General features: G+C 73.7%; 8 protein-coding genes. 3 read left to right on the top strand and 5 right to left on the bottom strand.

Features of this window, described 5'->3' with window-relative positions:
- Positions 1 to 630 precede the first annotated feature (630 nt).
- Complete coding sequence (gene trpS / locus ABD385_RS35330; protein ID WP_344583622.1) at positions 631 to 1,668, top strand: tryptophan--tRNA ligase; 1,038 nt, start codon at positions 631 to 633, stop codon at positions 1,666 to 1,668.
- Between the two features lie 257 nt (positions 1,669 to 1,925).
- Here the strand turns inward: trpS and proC are convergent, their stop codons facing one another.
- Positions 1,926 to 2,738: a pyrroline-5-carboxylate reductase gene (gene proC / locus ABD385_RS35325; RefSeq protein WP_344583621.1), complete on the bottom strand. Its 813-nt coding sequence runs from the start codon at positions 2,736 to 2,738 to the stop codon at positions 1,926 to 1,928.
- Positions 2,739 to 2,947: 209 nt separating this feature from the next.
- Between proC and ABD385_RS35320 the strand changes: the two genes are divergently transcribed.
- Positions 2,948 to 4,366 carry a M1 family metallopeptidase gene (locus tag ABD385_RS35320; protein WP_344583619.1) on the top strand — a complete coding sequence of 473 codons (1,419 nt, stop codon included), beginning with the start codon at positions 2,948 to 2,950 and terminating at the stop codon, positions 4,364 to 4,366.
- Positions 4,367 to 4,426: 60 nt separating this feature from the next.
- On the opposite strand, the gene sigJ is transcribed toward ABD385_RS35320, so the two are convergent.
- Together sigJ and ABD385_RS35310 are read right to left on the bottom strand one after the other, a co-directional pair.
- Positions 4,427 to 5,377: an RNA polymerase sigma factor SigJ gene (gene sigJ, locus ABD385_RS35315; protein ID WP_344583617.1), complete on the bottom strand. Its 951-nt coding sequence runs from the start codon at positions 5,375 to 5,377 to the stop codon at positions 4,427 to 4,429.
- Positions 5,378 to 5,492: 115 nt separating this feature from the next.
- Positions 5,493 to 6,314 (bottom strand): class I SAM-dependent methyltransferase, encoded by an 822-nt coding sequence (locus ABD385_RS35310; protein ID WP_425585549.1) that lies wholly within the window; start codon positions 6,312 to 6,314, stop codon positions 5,493 to 5,495.
- A 101-nt stretch (positions 6,315 to 6,415) separates the two neighbouring features.
- On the opposite strand from ABD385_RS35310, the gene ABD385_RS35305 reads away from it, so the two are divergent.
- Positions 6,416 to 7,405, top strand: a complete 990-nt coding sequence (locus tag ABD385_RS35305; RefSeq protein WP_344583614.1) for a glycoside hydrolase family 113 protein — start codon at positions 6,416 to 6,418, stop codon at positions 7,403 to 7,405.
- A 5-nt stretch (positions 7,406 to 7,410) separates the two neighbouring features.
- Here ABD385_RS35305 and ABD385_RS35300 read toward each other — a convergent pair whose 3' ends face one another.
- Together ABD385_RS35300 and ABD385_RS35295 are read right to left on the bottom strand one after the other, a co-directional pair.
- Positions 7,411 to 7,938: a hypothetical protein gene (locus tag ABD385_RS35300; RefSeq protein WP_344583612.1), complete on the bottom strand. Its 528-nt coding sequence runs from the start codon at positions 7,936 to 7,938 to the stop codon at positions 7,411 to 7,413.
- A 53-nt stretch (positions 7,939 to 7,991) separates the two neighbouring features.
- The gene (locus ABD385_RS35295; protein ID WP_344583610.1) at positions 7,992 to 8,360 is read right to left on the bottom strand and encodes an SH3 domain-containing protein; all 369 of its coding nucleotides are present in this window, start codon (positions 8,358 to 8,360) and stop codon (positions 7,992 to 7,994) included.
- Positions 8,361 to 8,545: the final 185 nt, after the last annotated feature.

Raw genomic sequence — 8,545 nt, 5'->3', positions numbered from 1 at the left:
TCCGACTCTATCAGATCCTTTCGGCCCTGACTTTCGCCGGTGCGATCCGGCCTTTCGGCTTTCTCGCGGTTCCAACCTTACCAGATCCGTTTCCGTCTCTGGCCCCCTGCTGGAGCGGGGTCCGGCCGATTCGCTTTCGCTCTTCGACCTTTCCGACTTTATCAGATCTTCTTTCCGTTCCGGTCCGCATCTCGATGAGTTGCGAGCGGTTCGAATTTCGATCCGATTCCCCGTCGGCGGGGTGTTCACTACGTTAGCGGAATTCCTCGGTGACGCCTAATCAGACGCCCGGAATGAATTTCGGCATGCGAAATTCGATCCCGTTGAGGAGCCGTGCAGTAGTGAGGTGCCGCGATGCGGCGGGATGGCTGTACGGGGCCAACGGCTCCGTGACAACTCGGAGAACACTACACGAGCGGACGGGGTGCATCAAGCCCGTGCGGGAGGCGGGGTCGACCGGTACGTTGAGGCGCATGACCGCGCATGTGCTCGTACAGCTGTGGTGGCCCGCCTGACGGCGGCCGCACCTGTAGCGCATGCATGACCACGGCCGCCGCTTCGGCGGCCGTTCGCGTTTCTCCTTCGTCACCGGCCGGTGTGAGCGGCGGTCCCGGCGAGAGTGAGGGACGGATGAGCGAGAAGGTCGAGACGGCGGGGACGGCCGCGCGGGTGTTCAGCGGGGTGAAGCCGACGGGCCACCTGACGCTGGGGAACTACCTCGGGGCGGTGCAGCGGTGGGTCGTGGTGGACCAGCACCGTGCGGACGCGCTGTTCTGCGTGGTGGACCTGCACGCGTTGACCGTGGACCACGATCCGGCGCGGGTGCGCAGGCTCAGTCGGCAGGCGGCGACCTTGTTGTTGGCGGCGGGGCTCGATCCGGAGCGGTGCACGGTGTTCGTGCAGAGCCACGTGGACGAGCACGCGCGGCTGGCGTACCTGATGGAGTGCACCGCCAGCGTCGGTGAGATGCGGCGGATGGTGCAGTTCAAGGAGAAGGCCGCGCGGGAGGAGACGGCGGGTGTGCGGCTGTCGCTGTTGACGTATCCGGCGTTGATGGCGGCGGACATCCTGGCGTACGGGACGGACGAGGTGCCCGTGGGTGAGGACCAGGCGCAGCACGTGGAGCTGACGCGGAATCTGGCGGTTCGGTTCAACGGGCGGTACGGGCGGGTGTTCGTGGTGCCGCGGGCGACGCGGCCGCCGGTTGCGGCGCGGGTGCGGGACCTACAGGACCCCCGTTCGAAGATGGGCAAGGGGACGGTCGTGCGGGACGGCGGCGCCGGGGTCATCCATCTGTTGGACGAGCCGGACGTGGTGCGGCGGAAGGTGCTGCGGGCGGTGACGGACCGCGGATCGGACGTGGTGTACGACCCGGACGAGCGGCCGGGGGTGGCGAACCTGCTGCAGGTGTTGGCGGCGTGTCGGGCGGAGGCCGATCCGGCCGGGTTGGCGGCGGGCTACGCGTCGTACGGGGCGCTCAAGCGGGACGTGGCGGAGGCGGTGGTGGAGCTGTTGCGGCCGGTGCGGAAGCGGCACGCGGAGCTGGCGGCCGATCCGGGGTACGTCGACGGCGTGTTGCGGGCCGGGGCGGAGCGGGCGCGGGCGATGGCCAGGCCGCGGGTGGACGCGGCGTACGAGGCGGTGGGGCTGTTGCCCGTGGGGCGGTAGTCCCCTGTTCCCCGGTCCCGTAGGGGGGAGGGGAACGGATCCCGTAGGGGGTGGCAGGGCCCCCTTCGGGATCCACAACGGTGGTGGGGTGGGGCGGTATTCCCGTGGCGTTGGCGTGCCCCGGGGGATGCCTGGGGTGTGCCCGAGGCCTGCCCGGGTGGGGGCGAGGCGTGCCCGGGTGCTGCCCCGGGTGTGCCCGATGCTTGCCCGGGTGGGGGGCGAGGGGTGCTCGGGGTGTGCCCGGGGTGGGAGTGGGGTTAGTTGCCGGTGCCGGAGGCTAGTTCGCGGCTGCGGTCGCGGGCGGCTTCGAGGGCGGCGATCAGGGCGGCGCGGACGCCGTGGTTCTCCAGTTCCCGGATGGCGTTGATGGTGGTGCCCGCGGGGGAGGTGACGTTCTCGCGGAGCTTGACGGGGTGTTCGCCGCTGTCGCGGAGCATCACCGAGGCACCGATGGCGGCCTGGACGATCAGGTCGTGGGCCTTGTCGCGGGGCAGGCCGAGCAGGATGCCGGCGTCGGTCATCGCCTCGACGAGGAAGTAGAAGTAGGCCGGGCCGGAGCCGGAGAGGGCGGTGGCGGCGTCCTGCTGGGACTCCGGGACGCGCAGCGTCTTGCCGACCGTGGAGAAGATCTCCTCGGTGAGGGTGAGGTGCCCGGCGGTGGCGTGGGTGCCGGCGGAGATGACGGACATCGCCTCGTCGACCAGGGCCGGGGTGTTCGTCATGACCCGGACGACCGGGGTGCCGGCGGTCAGCCGCTCCTCGAAGAAGGCGGTCGGGATGCCGGCGGCGCCGCTGATGACCAGGCGGTCGGCGGGGACGTGCGGCGCCAGCTCGGTGAGCAGGGTGCCCATGTCCTGGGGCTTGACCGTGAGGATCAGGGTGTCGGCGGCCTTGGCGGCCTCGGCGTTGCTGACCGCTTCGACGCCGTAGCGGGTGCGGAGTTGCTCGGCGCGCTCCGGGCGGCGGGCGGTGACCAGGAGGTCGGAGGGCGCCCAACCGCCGCGGATCATGCCGCTGAGCAGGGCCTCGCCGATTTTTCCGGTGCCGAGTACGGCGACCTTCTGGGTCATGCGTTCACCTCGCCGGTGGTGCCTGGTCGATTCGGGGCCATCCTCGCACCGTCGGGCGGCGGCGTGTCGGGGTGTCCACGGAGCGGTCAGGCGGCGCGGGCGCGGCGTGCGGTGCGGTCGTAGCCGGAAGTGGCGGGTCGGTGCGACGGAAATGCCCGTATGGTCTGGGAACTTGTGTTCGCCGTCCGTCCCCGGCCTGAGGAGTGCCGTTGCCCCGTCGCCCCGTGCGTAGATGCGGTGCCGTCGCCGCGTTGTCCGTCGCCCTGCTGCTGTCCTCCTGCACGTCCGGCGGCACGGCGGTCAAAGGGGCCGCGGGCGGTGGCGGGCTGGCCGACCCGCTCTTCCCGGCACTGGGCAACGGCGGCTACCGCGTCGACCACTACGGGCTCGACCTCGACTACGACGTGGCCGAGCGGCACCTGGACGGCACCGCGGCCATCACCGCGCGGGCCGGCGCCGCCCTGCGGTCGTTCCAGCTGGACCTCCAGGGGATGACGGTGACCGACGTCCGGGTCGACGGCCGCGCCGCGGAGTTCAGCCGCAAGGGACACAAGCTGGTGGTCCGGCCGGCCACCGCCATAGGCAAGGGCGACACGTTCCGGACGACCGTCAGCTACCGCGGCACGCCGCAGGAGATGCGGGACGCGGACGGGGCCGTGGAGGGCTGGGTCAAGACCGCCGACGGCGCGTTCGTCGCCGGGGAGCCGGCCGGGTCGATGACGTGGTTCCCCGGCAACAACCACCCCAGCGACAAGGCCGCCTACGACTTCCGGATCACCGTGCCGGAGCGCTACACCGCGGTCGCCAACGGGCAGCTGCGGTCGAAGCGGACCACCGGCGGGCGCACCACCTACGAGTGGCACAGCGCGGAGCCGATGGCCAGCTACCTCGCCACCGCGACGATCGGGACGTTCGACGTCCAGGAGTCCCACACGCCGCAGGGGCTGCCGGTCTACGTCGCGGTGGACCCGAAGGAGGCCGCGGCCAGCCGGAAGCCGCTGTCCCGGTTGCCGGAGATCCTGGCGTGGGCGACGGAGCTGTTCGGCCCGTACCCGTTCGCGTCGGCGGGCGCGATCGTGGACCACACCCCGGACCGGGTGGACTGGGGCGCGTTGGAGACCCAGACCAAACCGGTGTACGCCGGGGCGCCGGACACCGTGACGGTGGTGCACGAGACCGCCCACCAGTGGTTCGGCGACTCGGTGACGCCGAAGACCTGGCGGGACACCTGGCTCAACGAGGGCTTCGCGACCTACGCCGAATGGCTGTGGGAGGAGCACGAGGGCGGCCGGTCCCCGCAGGAGCAGTTCGACGCGCTCTACGACGGCGACGAGGACCACGAGCGCTGGGACTTCCCGCCGGGCGAGCCGGAGAGCGCCGCGGACGTGACCGGGACGCCGGTCTACGAGCGCGGCGCGATGGTGCTCCAGCAGCTGCGCAACGCGGTCGGGGACGACACGTTCTTCTCGATCCTCAAGGAGTGGCCCGCGAAGTACCGGCACGCCAACGCCGACACCGAGGACTTCATCGCCTTCTGCCAGGACCGCACCGACGAGGACCTGACCGACCTGTTCGACGACTGGCTCTACGGCGAGGGACAGCCGGACTGGGAGTACGACGCCGCCTGAGCCCGGCGGGACGGCGCGGGCCCGGCCGGGCCGGTGCGCGTCCCGCCGGGCGGGCGGCGGTCACAGGTCCCCGAAGTCCAGGTGTCCGAGCTTGTCCGGGTTGACGACCGCGTGCACCTCGGTGATCAACCCGTCGTGCACCGTGAAGGCGAAGACGCCGGCCGGGTACTCCTCCGACGCGTCGGCGAAGACCATCCCCGGGGCGCCGTTGACGTCCCGGACCGCCAGCCGCATGGTCGTCGCGTCGAAGCGGGTGAGCAGGCCCCGGAGGTAGCGGCTGACCTTGTCCCGGCCGAACACCGGCCGGCGGGCCGCGGAGACCTTGCCGCCGCCGTCCGAGTGCCACACCACCTCCGGGTCGAGGACGGCCAGCAGCTCCTCGAAGTCCCCGCCCGCGACGGCCGTCAGGAACGCCTCCACGGTGCGCTGGTGCTCACCCCGGTCGACGGTGCGCCGCGGCGCCTGGGCCCGGACCCGGCGCCGGGCGCGCGAGGCGAGCTGCCGCACCGACTCCGGGGTGCGGCCGAGCGCCTCGGCGATCTCCGGGAACGGCACGGCGAAGACGTCGTAGAGGACGAGCGTGGTGCGTTCGGCCGGGGTGAGCCGCTCCAGGACGGTGAGCAGCGCCATGCCGACCGACTCGTCGAGGGTCACCCGGTCCTCGGGGCCTTCGGGGAGGGCGGTGCGGCCGGCGCCGGGCGCGCCGTCGAGCACCGGCTCCGGCAGCCACGGCCCCACGTACGTCTCGCGGCGCGCCCGGGCCGACCCCAGCAGGTCGTAGCAGATGCGGCTCACCACGGTGGTGAGGAAGGCGCGCGGGTTCTCCACCGGTGGTTCGTCGGGGAGCAACTGCCAGCGCAGCCAGGTCTCCTGCACCGCGTCCTCCGCGTCGCTGACCGTCCCCGTGATCCGGTACGCCACGCCCCACAGGCGCCCCCGCACCTCCTCGAACTGCGCCAGCCGACCGGACCGGACCGGCGCGTCGACCGGCCCGTCTCCCCGTTCCGTCATCGTGTGCTCCCGCCTCCCTGGTCCCGGGCCGCGGCGCGTTCGCCGGTGGCCGCCGGGACGGGGTCGACGCTACGCGGCCGAGTGTGCCGGGTCGAGGCGCGCCGGTGCCGGCGGCTCAGGCGGCCGGGCGCCGGGTGACCGTGAGGTCGAGGACGTACGCCTCCTCGACCCGGCCGTCGGGGAAGACCTCCAGGAGGGCGGCCCGTTCGTCGGCGAGGACGGGGGCGGCGGCCGCCGGGCCGAGGGCCGCGAAGTACGAGCGGCTGCCGAGCATCGCCAGGTGGGTGGCGAGCGGGACGGTGCGGGTCCAGCGCAGCACCCGGGACCGTGGGTGCAGCCCCGGTGCCAGGCCGCGGATCAGGTCGGCGGCGCCCGCCGCGGCGTCGTGGGCGTGGTAGCCGGGCAGTCGGCGGGCGATCCGGGCCTCCTGGGCGGCGGCCCACGGGACGTCCGGATCGGGCACGTTCCACCAGAGCGCCAGCGCGCCGCCCGGCCGCAGCACCCGCAGGGCCTCCGGGACCGAGCGGGCCGGGTCGGTCCAGTGCCACGCCTGGGCGTAGCTGACCAGGTCGAAGGCGGCCCGGTCGGCGAACGGCAGGGCGTCGCCGACGGCCCGGACGAGCGGAACGCCGGGGTGTCCGGCGCGGAGCGCGGCGGCCATCCCGGCGCCCGGTTCGACGGCCGTGACCCGGGCGCCGCGGGCCCGCAGCAGTGCGCTGGCGATGCCGGTGCCGGCGCCGACGTCCAGTACCCGGGCCCCGGCCAGCGGCCGCCCGGCCAGTTCCTCGACCGCGTCGAAGAGCGCCGGTGGGTAGCCCGGCCGGGCGGCCGCGTACTGGGTGGCGACCGCGTCGAAGGCCCGGGCGAGGGTGGCGTGCTCGGGGGGCCGCGGCGGTTCGGGGGGCGTGGCGGGCTGCGGAGGCGTCATGACCGGCATCCTGCCCGCGAACGCGGCCTGCGCAGCCCGGTCCCGGAGAATGGCCCGGCGGGCCGGACCGCTTCCGGGCGACGGCGCTTCGAAGGGGAAGGAAGGACGCGATGCGCGCACGCGGCATCACCTACGACACCGGGCTCCTGCCGGGGGATGCGCTCTCGCGGAAGGACTTCACCGAGTCGGTGGTCCGCCGGGACATGGCGGTGATCGCCCGGGAGCTGCACTGCGACGCGGTACGGATCTCCGGCGGGCGGCCGGAGCGGCTGGAGGTCGCGGCGCGGTGCGCGGCCGAGGTCGGGCTGGAGGTGTGGTGCGCGCCGTTCCCCGTGGACCTCGCGCCCGACCGGATGCTGCCGTTCTTCGCCGAGTGCGCCGAGCGGGCGGAGCGGGTCCGGCGCTCCGGGACCGAGGTGGTCTTCGTCACCGGGTGCGAACTGAGCGCGTTCGGCGCGGGCTTCGTCCCCGGGGAGACCTACGCCGACCGGCTCCGCGCGATGGCCACCGCCGACCTGGAGTGGTGGCTGTCGCTCGGCCCGGTGGTGGAGCGGTTGAACGCCTTCCTCGCCGAGGTGGTCCAGGTGGTCCGGGCGCGTTTCGGGGGCCGGGTCAGCTACGCCTCCGGGCCGTGGGAGGCGATCGACTGGACACCGTTCGACCTGGTCGGGGTGGACGCCTACCGGGCCGCGCACAACGTCGACACCTTCCGGGAGGAGCTGCGCGGGTACGCCGCGCACGGCAAGCCGGTCGCGGTGACCGAGTTCGGCACCTGCCCGTACGAGGGCGCGGGCGCGCGGGGCGGCCTGGCGTGGCGGCCGCCGGCCGACGCGGTGCCGGACGAGGGCGAGCAGGTGCGGTACTTCACCGAGCTCCTCGACGCCTTCGAGGCGGCGGGCGTCGACACCGCGCTGTGGTTCACCTTCGCCGGGTTCGGCAAGGTGACGCCGGACGCGGACCTCTCCTCGTACGGCGTGGTGCGGATGGTCGACGCGGAGGCGCGCTGGGAGCCGCGGGCGGTGTTCCGGGCGATGGCCGCGCGCTACGCCGCGGCCCGGGACGGCGGAAACGGCGCGGCGGCGGGCCGGGGCACCGCGTAGGCGCCCTAGCGGCGCTTCTTGCCCGTGCCCTTCGGCTTGGGCTTGCGCGCCGCCGGGTTCCCGGCGCGGGTCTCACGGCGGCGGGCGTGCCGCTCGCGCGCCGCCGCGTATTCGGCGCGGCGGAGCTTCTCGCCGGGCGCTTCGGCCAGGCTGCGGCAGAAGTAGGCGAGCAGCGTGCCGATGAAGCCGATGAGCATCAGGCTCTGCATCGAGCGTTCGGCGCCGCTGTCGGCGGCCGGGCCCGGGCGGCGCACGAACCCGTCCCAGGTGCGGCGGAACGCCAGTGCGCTGCAGACCGCGAAGCCGGCCACCACCAGGACGTTGACGAACGAGCCGGCCGCGGCGATCTCCAACCCTTGGAAGGCGAACCGCAGCACCAGCGCCCCGGCCGCGGCGAGCACCAGTGAGCCGACCGCGACACCGGCCCGGCGCAGCGCGTAGCCGCCGTCGTGGTCGACCCAGGAGGTGCCGAAGAAACGGATCTCCTGTGGTTCCGGGTCGCCCGGGGCCGCCGTGTGCTGCGCGTCGCTCATGGCGTCGATTATCCCCGGTGGCCCGCCGACCGTGCCGTGCGGTCGGCGCCGGGTCAGCTCAGGCAGCCGGGCGCGACCATGCCGCTGCTGCCCGTGCGGACGTAGGAGTCGGAGACGTACTCGCCGGGCCCGATGTTGTCCCAGAGGTTGGAGGTGCCGTAGGGGCCGACGACCCACTGGCCGCGCTGCTGGCAGCGGATCTGGACCCGGGTGCCCGCGGGCAGCTGGCGCACGAGCGGGGTGTTGGTGCCGGCGCCCTGTCGGACGTTGACGCGGTAGCCGGGCGCGAGGGGGTACGTCGCGGCGCCGGCGAGCGCCGCGCCGAACGCGGCCGGCGCCGCCTCGGTCACCAGGTCCCCGGCGCCGTCGCCGACCGTCTGCGGTGCGGTGCCGGTGCCGTCCGGCCCGTCCTGTGTGGTCATCTCGCTGTCCCCCCGTGTGCTGGATGGCTGCCCGTCGTGGTCGACGGTGCGTGTCCGGGCGCCCGTTCGACGCCCACGACGCGCACGCTAGCAAGCCTCACCCGTACGGGACGCACCATGGACTAGGCTCCGCGCGTCGCACCTGCGTCCGAATCCGCAGGGCGCTCACACGGGGAAGACACGGG

The sequence above is a fragment of the Streptomyces lunalinharesii genome (assembly GCF_039532155.1).
Taxonomy (GTDB): Bacteria; Actinomycetota; Actinomycetes; order Streptomycetales; family Streptomycetaceae; genus Streptomyces; species Streptomyces lunalinharesii.
Note: the sequence above shows the minus strand (reverse complement) of the source record. Positions and strands in the feature narration are given on the sequence as shown.